The sequence below is a fragment of the Anaerocolumna sp. AGMB13025 genome, assembly GCF_029689925.1.
Taxonomy (GTDB): domain Bacteria; phylum Bacillota; class Clostridia; order Lachnospirales; family Lachnospiraceae; genus Anaerocolumna.
The window spans coordinates 4,685,109-4,703,023 of sequence record NZ_CP121445.1 but is presented as its reverse complement, the minus strand read 5'-3'; the positions used below and the strand labels follow the sequence as shown (position 1 = coordinate 4,703,023).

Annotated in this window: 13 protein-coding genes; 9 read left to right on the top strand and 4 right to left on the bottom strand. The window is 39.8% G+C overall.

Translation table 11 applies throughout. The annotated features are described in order from the left end of the window. Positions 1 to 361: 361 nt before the first annotated feature. Positions 362 to 2,614, bottom strand: coding sequence for a glycoside hydrolase family 127 protein (locus QA584_RS19380; protein WP_278270752.1), 2,253 nt, complete (start codon positions 2,612 to 2,614; stop codon positions 362 to 364). A 93-nt stretch (positions 2,615 to 2,707) separates the two neighbouring features. On the opposite strand from QA584_RS19380, the gene QA584_RS19375 reads away from it, so the two are divergent. From QA584_RS19375 to QA584_RS19365, 3 genes are all read left to right on the top strand, one after another. Continuing rightward, positions 2,708 to 3,562 carry an AraC family transcriptional regulator gene (locus QA584_RS19375; protein ID WP_278270751.1) on the top strand — a complete coding sequence of 285 codons (855 nt, stop codon included), beginning with the start codon at positions 2,708 to 2,710 and terminating at the stop codon, positions 3,560 to 3,562. 120 nt (positions 3,563 to 3,682) lie between these two features. Then, entirely contained in the window at positions 3,683 to 4,054 is a 372-nt protein-coding gene (locus tag QA584_RS19370; RefSeq protein WP_278270750.1) for a VOC family protein, read from the top strand. Positions 4,055 to 4,206: 152 nt separating this feature from the next. Beyond that, a complete protein-coding gene (locus QA584_RS19365) occupies positions 4,207 to 5,574 on the top strand; it encodes an MATE family efflux transporter (protein ID WP_278270749.1) in 1,368 nt (455 codons plus the stop codon). Between the two features lie 160 nt (positions 5,575 to 5,734). Here QA584_RS19365 and QA584_RS19360 read toward each other — a convergent pair whose 3' ends face one another. Both QA584_RS19360 and QA584_RS19355 read right to left on the bottom strand, forming a co-directional pair. Then, positions 5,735 to 6,352, bottom strand: a complete 618-nt coding sequence (locus QA584_RS19360; protein ID WP_278270748.1) for a class I SAM-dependent methyltransferase — start codon at positions 6,350 to 6,352, stop codon at positions 5,735 to 5,737. Positions 6,353 to 6,485: 133 nt separating this feature from the next. Further along, the gene (locus QA584_RS19355; RefSeq protein WP_278270747.1) at positions 6,486 to 6,893 is read right to left on the bottom strand and encodes an RrF2 family transcriptional regulator; all 408 of its coding nucleotides are present in this window, start codon (positions 6,891 to 6,893) and stop codon (positions 6,486 to 6,488) included. 308 nt (positions 6,894 to 7,201) lie between these two features. On the opposite strand from QA584_RS19355, the gene QA584_RS19350 reads away from it, so the two are divergent. From QA584_RS19350 to QA584_RS19330, 5 genes are all read left to right on the top strand, one after another. After that, positions 7,202 to 7,744 (top strand): beta-class carbonic anhydrase, encoded by a 543-nt coding sequence (locus tag QA584_RS19350; RefSeq protein ID WP_278270746.1) that lies wholly within the window; start codon positions 7,202 to 7,204, stop codon positions 7,742 to 7,744. 132 nt (positions 7,745 to 7,876) lie between these two features. Beyond that, positions 7,877 to 8,779 carry a bifunctional helix-turn-helix transcriptional regulator/GNAT family N-acetyltransferase gene (locus tag QA584_RS19345; protein ID WP_278270745.1) on the top strand — a complete coding sequence of 301 codons (903 nt, stop codon included), beginning with the start codon at positions 7,877 to 7,879 and terminating at the stop codon, positions 8,777 to 8,779. A 96-nt stretch (positions 8,780 to 8,875) separates the two neighbouring features. Beyond that, positions 8,876 to 9,841: a hypothetical protein gene (locus QA584_RS19340; RefSeq protein ID WP_278270744.1), complete on the top strand. Its 966-nt coding sequence runs from the start codon at positions 8,876 to 8,878 to the stop codon at positions 9,839 to 9,841. A 414-nt stretch (positions 9,842 to 10,255) separates the two neighbouring features. Then, complete coding sequence (locus QA584_RS19335; RefSeq protein WP_278270743.1) at positions 10,256 to 11,353, top strand: hypothetical protein; 1,098 nt, start codon at positions 10,256 to 10,258, stop codon at positions 11,351 to 11,353. A 55-nt stretch (positions 11,354 to 11,408) separates the two neighbouring features. Next, on the top strand, positions 11,409 to 14,615 hold the full coding sequence (locus tag QA584_RS19330; RefSeq protein ID WP_278270742.1) for a carbohydrate binding domain-containing protein: 3,207 nt from the start codon (positions 11,409 to 11,411) through the stop codon (positions 14,613 to 14,615). Between the two features lie 341 nt (positions 14,616 to 14,956). On the opposite strand, the gene QA584_RS19325 is transcribed toward QA584_RS19330, so the two are convergent. Beyond that, a complete protein-coding gene (locus QA584_RS19325) occupies positions 14,957 to 16,726 on the bottom strand; it encodes an FAD-dependent oxidoreductase (protein ID WP_278270741.1) in 1,770 nt (589 codons plus the stop codon). A gap of 229 nt (positions 16,727 to 16,955) precedes the next feature. Here QA584_RS19325 and QA584_RS19320 point away from each other — a divergent pair, with 229 nt between their 5' ends. Continuing rightward, positions 16,956 to 17,864, top strand: coding sequence for an AraC family transcriptional regulator (locus tag QA584_RS19320; protein ID WP_278270740.1), 909 nt, complete (start codon positions 16,956 to 16,958; stop codon positions 17,862 to 17,864). Positions 17,865 to 17,915 lie beyond the last annotated feature (51 nt).

The following is a 17,915-nucleotide window of genomic DNA, read 5'->3' as shown; positions in this document are numbered from 1 at the left end:
GGCATGGAATAAGGATTATATTTTATTGAATTTTGTACTAAGTTACCACGAAGAAGCGGATATTTACAGCCATTCGCGCATACTTTCCAAGAAATTTTATGAAATATAATCCTTATTGTCTCACAGGTAATTTAGTCTTTGATTAGCAAAACAGACACATTCTATCCCAGGCAAGTAAGTCGCAGACACATTCTATCTCAGGTAAGTAAGTCTATGATTTGTTACAGCCTTATTTTCTCCCAGGTGATTTAGTCTTTGATTTCTAGTAACCTATTTAATCTCATTATTTAGTTTTAAAATTTGTATTAGCTCTCTGCTCTGACAGTAGAAAAATTTAGTTATATCGCTTGATTGACTGGGTCTAAACTTTCTTTGAAGTTTTGATAACTTCGATAATTCTTGCCATAGAATCCTCTTCTTCGGTCCTAAACTTCACAGTAACACAAGGACTGTCTTGATATAATTCCTTAGGAATCAGATAGGATCTCTCCGTTATATCACGCCAGGATTTACCTTCCATACTCTCATGGGAAAGCTCTGTGTTATTAATCTCTACATAGAATCCTTTTTTACAGTCACCGGGCATATAGCCAAATTGCAGATAAGTATCCTCAGAATCACAGACCTGCAAATCATAACCAAACCAACCGCCTGCTTTCGCTGTCCGGTAATGAAAGCCGTCCCGGTCGCCGGATTCTGTGTCCTTACCTTGTATATTATGAGAAAGTTCATACTGGTCGTTACCGATTTGTATACTATCGATTTCCGCTGCTTTTACAAGCTCTAAATGCCGCTTTTGTTTGATATAGTTGTTAAGGGTATCGGAATTTTCCTCTACCAGTATCCAGTAGATTCCATATCTTTCTTTATGCTGTTGATAGTGGGGTGTGAATATTAGCCGGTCATCTTCATCGGTGCTTTTTAAACGGAATTCCATTTTGCCTTCTGTTTTCACCAGATGTTCTGATAAATGTTCTTTAAAGCTTTTGATATCCGACTGTCTGATTACGATATAATCTTTGACAGCCATAGGTTTCTTCGGTATTTTAACCTGAACACCGGTAGTAGATTCTTCCAGTTCCTCTGTTCCAAGACCAGCACTTAAGACTACAGGACCATAAGTAAAGGCAACGGCATTTTTGTTATCCGGCAACTCGTGGTAACGAATTACTGTTTTAAAGGTCATATCGATTACATCGTTATCGTTCCAAGTCCTGGTGATACAGGCATAGCCATCTTTTAGCGTATAGGAGGCAGGTACATCATTAATCTGGATACTGGTTCCTTCTGACCAAGCCGGTATTCTAAGGCACAGGGTAAAAGAAGATTCCGCTTCTGTATTGATGCGAAAGACTGCTTTATCCATATTGAGGAGATTGGTATCCTGTGAAAGGCGTATCTTTTTTTCCTCCCAATTGACGGAGGAGGAAAAATACATATTTACATAAAGCTTGTCTTCCTCGTGAAAATAAAAGCTGTCATTTAATTTAGAGAAATTTTCCATGCCGGTGCCGGTACAACACCAGAAGTGTTCAAAGGGTTTACTGTATACTTTAAAATAACCCGTTGCCATAGGCTGGAAGTAGGTTGTCATTCCGGTCTGGGGATTTTGGGAGGATAAAATGGCGTTAATAAAAGTAGTCTCATAAAAATCAGAGTATTTTGAATCTCCTGTAATCTGAAATAATGTTCTGGTCATCTTTAACATGTTATAGGTGTTGCAGGTTTCACAATTGGCTTCGGTCCTCTCGGCATCCAAAATATCAGGTTCTCCAAAATGTTCCCATTCGCTGTTGCCGCCGGTGATATAACTGTGATTTTTCGTCACAATATCCCAGAACTGCTTGCAGACAGTCAAATAGTAAGCTTCCTTTTCACCATATACCACATAACGGTTAAGTGCCCCTAAGAATTTAGGAATAGTAGTATTCGCATGTCGGTTGTTCAGAATATCCTTACCATCATGGATCGGTTCAAATAACTTAATTTCATCAAAACGGTGGGCAGCAACGGCATGGTTTTCATTCTGGGTTATTTTATAAACCTCATACATGCAGTCATTCATACCGCCATATTCAACGGACAATACCCGGTCGTGGATTTGAGGTGTCCATTTGTCACTTCTGTTATAAACCCAGTCACCAATCCCTGATAGGATAGCCAGGGCAGAATCCAGTTTTGCATGGTTATAAACGTTAACCAGTCCGGATATAATTTTATGCATGGTGTACCAGGGTACCCATACCGGCTTACCGGTTTCCACCCGGTCAAAGAATTCCTCCGGGAATGCGGAAAGATAACCGCTTTGAAACTGGCAGAGGGATAACTCCTCCATTAGGTATTGTAGTCTTTTATAAATTGTATTATTATAATCAGTAGTAGTATATGCCTGGGCTAAAGCCGTCAGATAGTGCCCCAGGGAGTGTCCCCGTATTTCGGTATCTTCCCAGCCTTCATAGCATTTTGCCTTAGGGGTAAGGCCTCTGGTCAAACGGAAATTAGATAATAGCCGGTCACAGTCAAAGGACATTAAATAGTCAAGTTCTTTCTGAAAGGCATTATTTAAGTAAGGTTCCTTTAGTTTTACCTGAGATAATGAAAATGATTGAATCATTAGTAATACTCCTTTCCTTGTAATGAATTTAGTATAATAAACCCAGGAAGCCAAAGAAATAGTCTAAATACAGAATAGGTGGTAAAAAGTCATATGATATATTATGAACTGGTTCTTGACAAACCGCTAAAATACAATCTGACCGGTAAATTTCAGGCACCTTCTCCGGAATGGATGCATTTTGCAAGGTATATGCAGGATTATGAACTGATTGTAGTCACAGAAGGTACGGCCTACCTTATGGTGAATGAGAATAAGTTTGCTGTAGAAAAGGGAGAATATCTGCTTATTTCACCCACGGCCAGACAGGCTGGGTACAAAAAAAGCAATTGTGCCTTTTATTGGCTTCATTTTACCTATGAATATCCGGTAAACAGACGAAAGACTGAGGTAGACCCGAGTGAGGTTAAAGAAAATAGTATCGTTATACCTGAATATGGAAAGTTGTTGAAACCGGAAAAACTAATTGTAATGATGAAGCAGCTCCAGGACAATGTAAGAACCTATCAAAACCGCCTTCATAATGACTATGTCTGTACCACAATTATAAGTGAAATTTTCAGTCAGTTTTATGCAAAGGATACACAGAATACCACAGATATAAAAAAGAAACAGCTTTATAATGATATACAGGATTATATAAATTGGAATAAAAATAATGAAATCAAGGTATCTGAAATTGCAGATCATTTTGGTTATAACAAAAAGTATATTTCCAGTTTATTCAGTACGATTGCAGGGGTAACCCTAAAGCAGTATATTATCCGGGAAAAAATAGAACTTGCAAAATATCTGTTATGTGATACGAATTTAGATATCAATGAAGTGTCTTATCAAAGCGGCTTTTCTGACAGCCATAATTTTATGAAGACCTTTAAGCGGACTGCGGGACTTACTCCCACCCAGTACCGTAACGCTTATTCTTCCAGGCTGCTTTATTATAAATGAGATGCATCAAAATCAAAAGGAAAAATTCTGACGAAGGAGTTTTTTGCAGATTAAAAAAAACATAGTATTTTTATTTGTATGAGTCTGCAATAATCGGAGCCATATAGGAGGTAATTGGATATGAAACATGTTGATACAATTGTTTTAGTAGAAGATATAAAAGTTTCAAAGGAATTCTATGCCAATATAATGGGGCTTGAGATTTTATCTGATTGGGGTAATATGGTCATATTTAAAGAACGCTTTTCCATACATCAGGCGGATAAATTAATGCCGGAGCAGGAAATACAAAAACTCCTTCATAATGGAAAGCAAGGTTACAACAATGTAGATATTTATTTTGAAACAGAGAATATCGAAGAGGAATACCATAGGCTTATTCAAAAAGAAGTGAAGATAATTCACGGGATAATTGAATTACCCTGGCAGAAAATATTCCGGATTTATGATCCTGATAATCATATTATTGAAATCGGAGGTCCGCATAACTAACAGAAATCTATGCTTAAACCTTGAAAGTTTTCCTGATTCTTATTTCATAAAGGGATAATAGTAACTGATAGAAAGATTTCAGATTGCCTCGGGAACACATTTGATTTATAATGATATGGTTGCGTGAATCAATACGGATAAAGAGGTAGAGAATGATAAAGAATTGGTTTAAACTGGATAAAAAGGCTGACAAAGAAATAATCTCCCTGGCGTGGCCTTCAATTACAGAGCAGATACTAGAGATGATGGTGGGAATGGTATCTACGATATTTATGGGGAGAATAGGTACCTATGCAGTTGCTGGGGTAGGTATGGTAAATATGCTTATGGGATTTTTGCAGACAGTCTTTTCGGGTTTATCAATCGGTACCACAGTGATTATCGCAAGGGTTACCGGTGAAGGTAACCATAAAGATGCAAAAAGGGCATTAATACAATCCGGATATATGGCAATTGTGGTCGGCGTCCTTTTGTCAGTCATCGGAAGAGCCTTTTCGCTACCTTTAATGAGCTTGTTTTTTGGAAAAGCAGAACCGGAGGTTTTTAAAACCGGAATCAGTTACTTTAATATTGTACTTATTAACCTGCCCTTTCTTGTGTTGGATATCATAGTTTCAGGAGCTATGAGGGGAGCTGGAGATACGAAGACTCCTATGGTAATTACCGGCGGGGTGAATATATTAAATATCATATTAAATACGGTACTCATCTTTGGTGTCCCGTTCTTACATATACCTGCTTTAGGAGTTGTGGGTTCTGCAATAGCCGTCACGATTTCTAGAATAGTAGGAGTAACGGTCCGGGTAATGGTTCTATATAACTATAAAGGACTTAAGCTTAATCTAAGCCTAAAAGATGATTACAGCATCTGGCCGGAAATGATTAAACGAATCATTAATATAGGGATTCCAGGATTTATTGAGCAGGCGGTTATGCAGGGCGGCTTCCTGGTATTGCAGATAATCATTGTACCCCTTGGAACTGTTGCTATGGCGGCCTATCAGATTGGATTAAATATCAACGCACTGGCCTTTTTCCCCATTTTTGGTTTCGCCATTGCGAATACCACATTAGTCGGTCAAAGTCTTGGTGAGGGGAATCATCAAAAGGCGGAAACCTATTCGAAAGAAGGCATGAAGATTACAATGATAGTGGGCTTTATTATCGGCATATTTATGATTATTTTTTCAAAATACCTTGCCGCTTTGTATACCAGTGATTCACTGGTAATGAAACAGGCAATCGGTATAGTCTGTACCTTTGGATTGATTGAGCCATTACTGGCAATACTCAATTTGTGCTCCGCAACCTTAAAGGCAGCAGGAGATATCAAGTATGTAATGATTACGTCTTTTGTAGGACTATGGGCCTTTCGGGTTATCTTATCCTTTGTACTTATCCATATGTTTTCAATTGGCTTAACAGCGGTTATGATTGGCATATTCTTTGACTTCTGCTCAAGATCCATTATGTATCTTACCAGAGTAAACAATGGGAAATGGAAGTACATAACCGTGTAGCCAGGACTACAAAATAGCTCGAATGGAGTGGCAATGTAATATCTCCTGACTTTTTCACAGGGAATTCTGCTGAATTCCCTGTGTGAAAAAAATCTTCTGAATTCCCTGTGTGAAAGATGCTCAGTGTGGCAACCTTTCTTATAATAAATTTCTTTTACACTTAGAACTCCTGTTTTTTTGCAGTAATAATATAGAGGGACTCGCCAGGAATGAACTTTTGTTCAATTGAAAATCCAGCTGCAATAAGTTCTTGTTCCAGGCTTACCGAAGAAATACGGATATGCATAGGTGGCCCCTGAATACTGCTTTCTTCCTTTTCATATTCCAGACAAAGAACAGAACCACCATCCTTAAGTACACGGAATAACTCTGCAAGGACAGGGGATAACGGTCCTACTTCATGCAAAATTAAGGAAGCTATAGCAAAATCAACCGAGTTGTCTGAAATCGGAATATTGTTGATATTACCCTGTAAAAGATCAATATTTGTTATATTATCTGCGTTAGCTTTTATAGTAATGACCTCCAGCATCCGTACATCCATATCCAACGCATACACGGTTCCCGTAGTGCATTTCGCGGCAGGAATAGTCAGGTAACCAGAACCTGCCCCTGCGTCTAATATATTGCTGCCTTCCTGTATAGGGAGCAGTTTTAATAATTCCTCCGGAGGGAGCATTTTTTTTCTCATAACACTATCCAGAAAGTTTATCTTATTCATGAAATTCTGATCACCCGTAAAGGTGTGACTATGTGTGTGGGGATTCATATTAGACATGTGTTTTCTCCTTTCAATTGTTTATCCGGAGTGGATAAACTGGTAATTATAATAGTAATGGTTACAATACATATAATAAAGACTGTAAATATCTATAATTAGGATAAAAATTATATTCTCCAAGGAAAATAGATTAATTACCGGTATTACCGACGGAAGGACTTTGAACAGCTTCCAATATTGTTTTTTTCTGTAAATAGGATTCCATTTTATTCTCTGCTTCCGCCATGATCTTTTGAAAACAGCATTCTTCATCACCCATTTCACAAGTAAATAAAGCGCTGCTACCCTCAATGGCCCGTATTACATCAAGAAAAGAGATATCCTCTTTCTTCTTGCGGAGGCTGTATCCGCCATTAGCCCCGGGAGTGGATTGAATCAAATCCGCTTTGACAAGCTGGGTCAGTATCTTGGAAAGATAGGTAGGGGATATGTCCATGCGGCTTGCCAAGGGTTGTAAGCTAAGATTCTCTTTACCCTCATATCTTACCAGGTAACCCATAATGTGTAAGGCATAATTGGTTGCTTTTGTATACTTCAAAGGTAATTCCTCCTGACTACAGATATTACAGACTGTTTTTATCTATAATATAACACCTTTCATGATCTGTCAACAGAAAGTTAAAATTTGATTTGGGATTAACCGGTGAATCTTTTGCTGTTACCCAATATGCTAAATAGAATGCAAGTTGCTGAAAATTTAAAGACAGAGATGTAGTGCTTCCTATTTCACTGCTTTTAATTCGTCAGTAAAATGTATGATTCCCAGCTGAAATAACAGGTGATTATTGAGCTTTTTAATAGATTAGCGTATAATAGGAAAAAATTATATAAAGGAAAAGGTTAATTATGATTGATGAAATACTGCAATATAATCAGGCATTTGTTGAAAATAAAGGTTATGAAAAGTATATAACCAGCAAGTATCCAAATAAGAAAGTTGCTATCGTAACCTGTATGGATACCAGATTAACAGAACTGTTACCGGCAGCCCTGGGCTTAAAAAATGGTGATGCAAAAATTATTAAAAATGCTGGTGGCATTATATCACATCCCTTTGGAAGTGCAATGAGAAGTCTTTTAATCGGAATCTATGAACTGGATGTTAAGGAAATTCTGGTAATCGGACATACCGACTGCGGTGCTATGTATACCGACAGCAAAAAAATGATAGAAAAAATGAAAGCCCAAGGGATAACCGAACAGAGTATAGATATGATAAAGTATTATGGTATTAACTTTGATGCGTGGCTGTCCGGTTTTATGGATTTGGATGTATCTGTGAATAAGACCGTAGATATGATAAAGAAACATCCCTTAGTGCCGGAAGAAATAAAGGTATATGGGCTGATAATCGATTCTGTAACTGGTGAATTAACAAAAATTGCTTAACCATATTTAAAACCTGCCCGGATCTTGACTCAATATTTTCAATTGAATGTCTGCTTGAAATAATCTTTATCATGGGATATAATAGTTGATAATATCAACGATATATGAATATCAACGAATTTGGAGGCCAACATGAATAAAGAAGAAATAGTTAGAAAAGAGATAAGATTAATTGTGAGGGAATTAGGTCTATTAAATCACAATTGTTTTCATTCAGACTTGACACTTGCCCAGGCGCATATATTAAATTATCTAAAGCAAAACGGAAAGACTCCTTTTAACGAATTATTAATAAACCTGGGCATTGATAAGGCTTCACTCAGCAGAATAATCAGTAATCTGGAAGCAAAAAACTATCTGGAACTGAGTAAATCTGAAGGTGACAAGAGAATGAAAGATATAAGCCTTCTGCCGTCCGGTTTGTCTGCAATCCGCGAAGGGGATCAAAAAGCCAACACATTCTTTCATGAAATATTAGATCTTGGTGATCCTGAACATATCAATAATATTGTCAGGACACTTAGAGAGTTTCATATTCTTGCTTTAAAAAATAATCTTAAAAAGAATGATGCAAGGATTCGGATTGAACCTATTTACGAGAATTATATGGAGGATGCAATAAGGCTTGCAACGGAAGTATTTACTGATGAGCAGGGTATCCCGGCTGAACTGATTCCGGTAAATGATAAGTTAAATCCAATCTGGTGGTGTGCAAGAGTAGGCGAAGATATCATTGGTGCTGCAGCAGCCTGGAAAGAAAATGATAAATGGCATTGGGGAAGATTTGCCGTTGATAAGGGTTTACGGGGGATTGGGATTGGGCAGAAGCTGGCGCTATATTCTTTGAATGAAATCTTTAACCGATATACTGACGAGTTATATATAGAAGCCAGGGATGTAACTGTAACTATGTTAAAAAAATTTGGATGCAAGGTTATAGGTGAAGCAGAAGAGTTTTATGATGATATTGTTACACCCATAATATTAAACAAAAGTTCTTTTAAAAACCATTTGAATTCATTAGGAAGCAATTAGGGGTTGTAGTTCAGCTGCTTTTTTCAACCGCAAGTTTGTGCTTGTGCACCACAAACTTGTTATACGCAAAGAGCGTGCACAAGAATAGAGGTTAAAATGATTCATAGTATGGAACAAATAGCAGAATATCTTTTAGAGTATGCAACGGATCCTGTTCCAAGATTTATATTGTTAAAAGAATTATACAAAGAACCGGCTGCAAGTTCCGACTATATCAATAGTTATGCCAGAATCACAGAATCCAAATGGTATCATCAGCTTGCCGCAGAACAAATGGAAAATGGCTCATGGGGCAGGTTTCATACGCAGGATACAAAAGAGAAAACCAAGCGAACCTTCGTTACCACAGAGCAGGCTCTTCGGCGCGCAAGGGAACTTAGCCTTGAAAGGGATGATGATTTAATATCAAAATCTATCATGTTGATGGAAAGGTATCTTCGTGATGATGAAAATTGGACAGACATAATAGAAAAACATTATGGGTTTGAAATCGCTTTTAAAGCTATGATAGCCGCAAATTTATCTCTTTTTGACCCGAATAATCCTCTCATTCAACCAAAACGGAAAATATGTGCAAAAAATATCACAAAAGCAGTAATAAACGGTTATTTGCAAGAAGAAATATGGGAGCAGGAGAATTTAAAAGACAACGAAATACTTCTAAGAGCATATATGGTATATCCGTTATGGCTGTTACAAAATACATATTGTATCAGCGATACAATTCAAAGACAATACTTAAATTACATCTGGTATAGAGAAAAAGGCATCTACTATGTTTCAAACTTTCCCCCTTCCAGAATACAATGCCTTGAATCAAAAGGTTTTACCATGTGGCTTTCCGGCCTGGAAAACTTAAGTGGATTTTCTCTGTTTCCTGAATTTATGCATAGCCAGATAGTACCCCATTTATATGGCGAAATAAACAGACTGATATATGAACATGTCGCTTTGCCTCCAGCCCCTTCAATTTCCGGCCATTATTCAGAAAGCTGGAACAATAAAAATGCACGTAAGAACGATATGATACTACGGATCGCACGGCTTCTGCCAAAGTGCTGATTGGAAAGTTATCACTGCGGCTTGTTGATAATGATAGAAACAGCTGCAGCTGCAGGACTAAAAATTGCAGCAGGTGCTACTTAATAATTCAAATGTAAAGAGACATACCCCGGTGACTGATATGCTGCGCCCATATAGGAATTGTGGGATATTCCAGTGGACAGACTTAAGGAAATACTAAAACAACAGGGAGCCTATCTTTAATCCGGTTTATATGAAACCGCATCCAAATACAGCCATAAATGGTCAGCAGATAGAAAATTATATGAAAGGATACAAATATCATAATAATATATATAAAAATATCAATAAAGTATAGTATTTACACGAAATGAAACTTGACTGTAATATATAATATATTATTCTAAAACTAGGATATTTAACCATTTGACCAATATGACCAGGGGGGTTACCATGGCGGGAGGAAGGTTCCATCGGAAGTGGAAAAGGATAATAGTTACTGCCGGAATTGTTTCAGGTTTTGCAATTGCAGTTTCCGCAGTATTATGTGGTGTGTTAAAGAATCGTGCTGTCCGGGATGACTATGTAGCAAGGTATAATGGAGAAGAAATTGACAGAGGGGAATTCATGCTGCAGCTGCAGTTAGAACGAACAAATACCTTTGACTATTTCTTTCAGAAATACGGTGCGGTATATTCAGATGATTTCTGGAATAGGGACTATAACGGAGAGGTACCTGTTAGATATGCAAGGGAGAAGGCCATGCAAAACTGTGTTTATATGAAAGCTGTCAAAATTCTTGCAAAAGAACAGGGCTTAATTGAGGACATCAGTTATAAAACCTTTGTCCGGTCCCTGACAGCAGAAAATAAGCGGCGGAAAAAAGCGACTGAGAAAAAACAGCCGGTATACGGACCAATCCAATATGATGAGAGCAGTTATTATACACAGATCAACACCAATCTGATAATAAAATCAAAAGAGAAGCTTTTAGAGGGAGAATATAATCCTTCCGATGCAGAGCTGAGAGCCTATTATGAGAGAGTGAAAGATAAGTATTATAAACAGGAGGATTTTGTTCAGATAAAGAAGCTATCCATAAGTTATGGACAAAGCTTGGGGGCATTTACAGAGGAGGATCGAAAGGTCGCTGTAGAAAAAATGCAAGCTCTAAAGAATCGTCTTGAGCTTGGAGAAAGTTTTGAGAATATAGCGGAATCAGAAGCAGATATGGTTCGGATTTCTGACATAACCTTCGATGCAGAGACAGCAGGTACCTATTCCAAATCCGAGCCCCTGCTTTATGAAACAGTTAAATTACTGGATATAGGACAAACCAGCGGCGTAATTGATGAAGTCCAGCAGAAACAGGCAGAAATAATCCTGCTGCTCGACAGGGAGAGTAACGGGTATAAAGATTATGAGGAGTATAAAGATTCGGTAGTATCAAACTATATTGATGAAAAATATAACGAACTGATCGAACAGAATATAAAGGCAGGAGACTTAGATATAAATAAAGCTGTATATGAAAAGGCATACCCCGATTGACAGATGAAAGCTCCAATGTGCGCACATTGAGTAATATATATAAAGGAGATTAGGTATGAAATCAAAAATTCTTAGCTTACTTATGACCTGTGTCATGCTGGTAAGCCTAGGTTCATTTGCGGGGACAATGGACGTTTATGCTGCGGGTGTTACCTATTATGTTGATTCAGTCGGAGGTAATGACAGCAATGATGGTCTAAGCCTGGCAGCACCCTGGAAAAGCCTTGAGAAGGTAAACAGCAGGGTGTTTGAGCCAGGTGATAGGATTTGCCTGAAAGCCGGCTGTACCTGGGTTGGAACTCTATATCCGAAGGGTTCTGGTACCCCAGGCAATCCCATTACCATTGATAAGTATGGTTCCGGCAGCAAACCGGTAATCAATGGGAATGGAAAGGCGTATAGCAGTACAGATCCGGTGGATGCAGCAGTCTACCTTAATAATCAGCAGTATTTTACCATCAGCAATTTGGAAATTACAAATAATTCTTCTAACCCTGGGGACAGACATGGAATTCATGTAGATGCGTCCGGCAGTCAAGCATCCTATAGCGGTATAACCATACAAAACTGCACGGTACATGACATCGCAAGTAATGGCAACAGCGGTGAGCACGCGCGGATGGCGGCAATTTGTGTCTGGTCAAGAGGATGGAATCAGTCTTTTTCCAATGTGGTAATACAGAATAATTCAGTGTATACCACAGGAAGCACCGGCATCTATGTGAATGCGGAAAAATGGGCAGGAGCAGCGACAGGGGTTTATATCGCGAATAATAATCTCTATGATATTGGCGGAGATGGCATATTAACGGCAGGTGCAATGGCACCGTTAGTAGAATATAATGTCGTAAATACTTCTCATGTCCGCTCCTCAAACGCCTGTGTTGCCATTTGGCCCTTTGAATGTGAGAACGCAGTCTTTCAGTACAACGAAGCCTTTAATACCAAGACCACGGTAGACGGTCAGGGCATCGATTGTGATTTTATGTCCAGGGGTACGGTGTTCCAGTATAACTATATTCATGATAATGAAGGTGGTTTTCTCCTTGTCTGCAATGAACCTGTCTATCAGAATAATACGAATACGTTTAATGACGGCTCCATTGTAAGATACAATATTGCCCAGAACAATAAAAGCAGACAAATACAATTAACCAACAAGATTACAAATACCTATATTTATAACAATATCATCTATGTGAAAGCCGGAATCAGTGCTAACATGATAAGCACCTATTCCAGGGATGGGATTTCCTATCCTGAGAATATACATTTCTGGAATAATATATTCTACAATGAAGGCAGCAACGGTAATTATGACCTGGGAAAATCCACCGGTGTGGACTTTGATTATAATGTATTTTATGGTCTTCATCCATCTACGGAGCCAGCAGATCCCCATAAAATAACGGCTGATCCAAAGCTTGGATATCCCGGACAGGCTAGAAATGGATTAGATTCCTGCAGTGTATACCAGTTATTGGAAGGTTCCCCCTGTCTTAAAGCCGGAAAAGTGGTGTCAGACAACGGAGGACTGGATTTCTGGGGTAATGCAGTATCAGGGACAGATGCGCCAAACATTGGGGCGTACAATGGTCTGGGACTCTCTGCCGTACCAACGCCAAAACCGACTCCGGTACCAGTTAACCTGGTTCAAAATCCGGGATTTGAAACCGGCAGCCTTTCTCCCTGGACTTCCTGGGGAGGAACAATGATTACGGTTACCGCCCAAAATCCGAATTCAGGAAGCGCTTCCTTACGTATTACAGGCAGTGGTGGAGCCGCGGAACAGGTTATTAGTAATCTGTATCCGGGTACACAGTATCAGCTGAAAGGATATGTAAAAGCAGACAGCGGTCAGTCCGTATTACTTGGGGTTAAGGAGTATGGAGGAAGTGAATCAAGTGTGGCACTGTCCGGCAGTACCTATACCTTAGGAACTCTAAATTTTACCACAGGACCTGCAAGCAGCAGTGCAAAGATATTTTTATATAAGCCAAACGGATCAGGGACGGTTTATTGTGATGACATAGAACTGCTGCAGTTAGGAGATACGCCGGAGGTAACCCCTACCCCTGCACTGCCATTGGTTATAGGTGAGAATGATGAATTTGACAATGCAGAGCTAAATTCCCAGTGGCTTTGGAGACGGGAAGACTCATCGAAATGGAGTTTAACAGCGAACCCGGGTTATATGAGGATTACAGCACAAAAGGGGGATATCTGTGAGAGCGGAACAGATGCGAAAAATCTGTTGCTTACCGGAGCTCCTGCAGGTGACTGGAGCATTGATACTAAAATGCAGGGTAAACCAACCTCTAACTGGTCCCAGGGTGGGTTGATTATCTGGCAGGATGATGATAATTTCTTCCGGATAACCAGACTTTATGATGGAAAAGGAGTGCTCCAGTTCACCAAGGAGACAGGGGGTCTGCGCAGTTATGTTAATGTGGATGACCCAGTGCAGGGACAGGACATCTATTTAAAAATGACTAAGATTGGTGACAGTTACAGAGCTTATTATTCAGAAGATGGTATTGTGTATAGGGAAGTCTGGTCGGCTCAGACAGGCAGCCTTCAAAATATCCGTATAGGGCTGCTTTGTATTAATGGAACCGGTCTGACTGCTGATTTTGACTATTTTCATATTGGTGATTCCACAGAGTCGTTTCCTACGGTCACACCCACACCAACACCGGAGTCAACGCCCACACCAACATCAGTGCCGACGCCAACTCCGACGCCTGACTTGACGCCAACGCCAACCCCTGACTTGACGCCAACGCCAACACCGCAGCCAACTGTTACCCCTAATCCAAGTGCAACGCCGACTCCAATAGCCGATAATCTTGTGAATAATGGAGACTTTGAAGCCGGTAATACTTCGGGCTGGTCGAGTTCCTGGGGAGCCGTAGCGGCAGACAGCAGTAATGCCTATGAAGGAAATTATTGTGGGGTGAATAAAGGCACTGCCTTAAGCGGTGCCGGTCTGGAACAGACTATAACCGGTATACGGCCTAATACAAGCTATAGTTTGACTGCATATGTGAAATCTCCCAATGGAGAAAGCTGTTATTTTGGAGTCTCAGGAGTTGATCAGTATGGTGGGAACAGGCAGGTTGAATGTAAAAGTAACGGCTATACCCTATATACTGTTAATTTCACCACGGATTCAACAGCATCCAGTATTAATGTCTACTTAAAGAAATGGGCCGGTACGGGTAAGGCTTATATTGATAATGTTGTATTATTTAAAAAATAGCTTGCGTAAAATTTTACAACAGACTGTAAGATTATTTTAGAATTTTATTATGAAGCTCCATTATCTGCTGTTATGCAGGAGATTACCGATAGATATAGAAAGTTGTTAGGGCTATTGCAAAACTCAAATATAAATTACCTGGCAGAGAATACGAATTTGTTTTAAGGTTTTTGTAGAAAGTATGCGGGAATGGCTGCAAGAAAGAGAATGCAGCCATTCTCTTGCAATCTTTAGGCAAAATTTCTTAAAAAAATAATTCGTATTCTAAGTCGGGTCCAATAACTTAATAATTTTGCATCAGCCCCAAGGGCTTCTGTAATAGCATGAGAAGTATAAGAATCTTAATATACTCTTACTTCAAAAATCCTCGCGTGCTTATCACCATGGGTCGCTCTTATTTTCACAACAATTTTATCACACTCTACAGACTCTTTAAGCTTATGTATCCGGAACCGGAGATAGTTGTCTGTAATTTCCTCTGAGAAGATTTTCTTATCTTTTCTGTAATACACAAGCTGATAATCCTTCACGAGTTTAAGAGGCAGTCCAGGTGACTGCTTATTCTGAACCCACTGGGACATGGACAGCATAATCTCTCGGCTTAAATCGGAATCAAAGGTTACATGGAGTTCAGATACAGAGACCGGGGAAGAAAAACTTAGGCTCAGCCATTCTCCTTCTGGTGCCATTTCTTCTGAAATCCAACAGTTGGTATCCTCACCGGTACTTCTGGCAATCCCGTTGACCACATTGCGGCAGCTTCCATTATCCGCGGCAGAAGAGCAGCTGATACCTGCAGTTCTGGCTAAATCTTTTTCATCCTCATTTTGAAAGCCCGGTATATAACAGTCATCCATTAATAGCTGCTGCTGTAATTCCCTGATATATAAGGACAACTCAGAGAGTGGAATTTCCTTAGTAACAGCCAGTGCTCCAGCGGTACCAGCAGCCTGGCCGATGACTCCGCAGGTGCCCATGACCCGGACGGAACCAAAAGCCATATGGGAAGTACTGATTGCTCTGCCGGCAAGCAGCAGGTTTTTTATATTTTTTGCACAAAGGCTCTGAAAAGGGATTGTATATACCTTCTTAAGATGAATATAATCCGTGGGCTGTCGTTTTGTGTTTAAGCCTCCTGCCACATGCAGATCCATGGGCCAGCCTCCGTAAGCAACTGCATCTTCAAAAATTCTGCCCTCGATAAGGTCCTGCTCCTTTAGGACATAATTGCCCATAATCCTTCGGCTTTCGCGTTTGCCAGGCAGAAAGCCCACCCAGTCAAGGACATAATTATCTGCCTTGTGGTCACCCTGGTTTTTGATATGATCCCAGATTCCGTACAGTGCTTTTAACAATTCATCCCGGATAGCCTCACCGTCAGCCACGGTACTTAAGGAATCCCCACCCAGTTCAATCCACCAGTAGCCATAAGAGATTTCACCATGATCACGGTAAGACAGCTCTTCCTCACGGTAGCTGTTTGCCCAAAAAGGCTTCTGAAACGGTACGGGCTTTCCAGTATCTACCGCTTTAAACAAAAGGGTGTTTCCCATAGTTACCGTGTCGGATTCTTCCGGTGCATGTTCCTCACCGAATACAGAGTTACCTTCACGGCCATACATATAATCCGCACCTGCCAGACAGGCTAAAGTACCGTCTCCGGTAGCATCTATAAAAATTCCGGCTGTCAGTTCAAACTGTTTCTCTGTTGTAAGCTGCTCTGCAACTATGCTTTTGATTTCGCCATTTTCTACAGCTACCGACGACATGTGGGTATTCAGATAAAGCTCTAAGTTATCCTGAAAGCGGCATTTCTCCCACAATATAGTATCCAAGATGGAAAAAGAGCACTGGGGATTACGCAGTTTATTCTCTAAGAGTATTTCCTCTAGGATGCCGGTTTCCCGTGCATCCGGTCTTGAGCCATGACAATCTGCTCCGCATATGTGCATCCGTATCTCTGAACTGGCATTTCCTCCTAATACCGGACGGTTCTGAATCAGTGCTGCTGCGGCACCATGTCTGGCAGCAGCAATAGCGGCGCATACACCGGATATACCGCCTCCGACTATAATGATGTCATATTGTTTACGAATTACTTCCTTATTCATGATTTGCCTCCATTCCTGGTCTGTCCGGGGGATTATAAATATTGCTTATGGAATCCAGACCAGTTTTTAAACCAGTTGTTGAAAGATATACTGGTATTTATCTGCAATTATAGCGAAACGATTAGAAGAATGCCTTGAATATACGGTAAGGATTCTTAAAAATTCTGCAAGGTTATTGCCTGGTAATAAGAAATCGATTAAAATAAAGGAAGCAAGGGAGAGAAAAAATATGCCGAAACAATCTTATATGGTATTAGCGCAGTATCTGCAGCAAATATCTGCAGATTATGGATTACATATCTGTATCAATGATTTTTCCGGATTTGTCTTTATGGATAAGGAATTAACAGAGCTTCTTCAACCATATATGATACACAGCAACCCTTATTGTATGATGGTTAAATCGGATAAGCGGCTTTGGGACAAGTGCCAGTCCATGAAGAAACCCATTGCAGAAAAATGCAGAGTGAATCAGAGCATTTACTATGGAATGTGTCATGGCGGAGTCGAAGAATATATTCTGCCCATATTCTATAACGGGCAGTTAATCGGAACGGTCCATGCAGGAGTCTTCCGTTCCCATAATAAAGCTGGTGAGTGGTGTGTAAAGAAGCTTGCACACACCTCTTTCCTTAAAGAAAGCACCCTTCTTAAGCTGTACCGGAGTTCCTTAAGGGAGGAGGTCCCGGAGGCAGATAAGATAAAGGGACTATTAGGTATAGGAGCAGATTATCTTGGCAGGATATACGAGGAATTTACGGTAGCCTATCCCAGTCTTTTAAATCAGATCCGATTTAATACCAATGAAGATAATATCTTATCACATACGCTGGAATATATTAAGAGGAATTACAGTGAAACAATATCAGTAAAAGACATTGCGGATTTTTGTCATTGCAGTATATCTTACATAAACCATAGCTTTAAAAAAAGGATGAAGGTTAATATCAGAGAGTATATTAATATTCTTCGGGTTGATGCAGCCAAGACCTACCTAAACAGCACAGACCTGCCCGTAAAAGAGGTTGCCTTAAAGGTAGGTTATTTGGATTCCAACTATTTTTGTAAGGTGTTTTCAGGAATTTGTGGGATATCACCTACGGGATTCAGAAAAGAGAAGGGAAGGAGTGCAATATGATAGATACTATAAAGGCTGTATCAGATTATATCAGTTTGCTTCCAGGTATAA

What these genes read in the sequence shown, in the direction of transcription:
- QA584_RS19365 (WP_278270749.1), top strand. Translation starts at nt 4,207, where the DNA reads ATGATAAAGAATTGGTTTAAACTGGATAAAAAGGCTGACAAAGAAATA.
- QA584_RS19335 (WP_278270743.1), top strand. Translation starts at nt 10,256, where the DNA reads ATGGCGGGAGGAAGGTTCCATCGGAAGTGGAAAAGGATAATAGTTACT.
- QA584_RS19320 (WP_278270740.1), top strand. Translation starts at nt 16,956, where the DNA reads ATGCCGAAACAATCTTATATGGTATTAGCGCAGTATCTGCAGCAAATA.
- QA584_RS19345 (WP_278270745.1), top strand. Translation starts at nt 7,877, where the DNA reads ATGAATAAAGAAGAAATAGTTAGAAAAGAGATAAGATTAATTGTGAGG.
- QA584_RS19370 (WP_278270750.1), top strand. Translation starts at nt 3,683, where the DNA reads ATGAAACATGTTGATACAATTGTTTTAGTAGAAGATATAAAAGTTTCA.
- QA584_RS19375 (WP_278270751.1), top strand. Translation starts at nt 2,708, where the DNA reads ATGATATATTATGAACTGGTTCTTGACAAACCGCTAAAATACAATCTG.
- QA584_RS19350 (WP_278270746.1), top strand. Translation starts at nt 7,202, where the DNA reads ATGATTGATGAAATACTGCAATATAATCAGGCATTTGTTGAAAATAAA.
- QA584_RS19380 (WP_278270752.1), bottom strand. Translation starts at nt 2,614, where the DNA reads ATGATTCAATCATTTTCATTATCTCAGGTAAAACTAAAGGAACCTTAC.
- QA584_RS19330 (WP_278270742.1), top strand. Translation starts at nt 11,409, where the DNA reads ATGAAATCAAAAATTCTTAGCTTACTTATGACCTGTGTCATGCTGGTA.
- QA584_RS19360 (WP_278270748.1), bottom strand. Translation starts at nt 6,352, where the DNA reads ATGTCTAATATGAATCCCCACACACATAGTCACACCTTTACGGGTGAT.
- QA584_RS19325 (WP_278270741.1), bottom strand. Translation starts at nt 16,726, where the DNA reads ATGAATAAGGAAGTAATTCGTAAACAATATGACATCATTATAGTCGGA.
- QA584_RS19340 (WP_278270744.1), top strand. Translation starts at nt 8,876, where the DNA reads ATGATTCATAGTATGGAACAAATAGCAGAATATCTTTTAGAGTATGCA.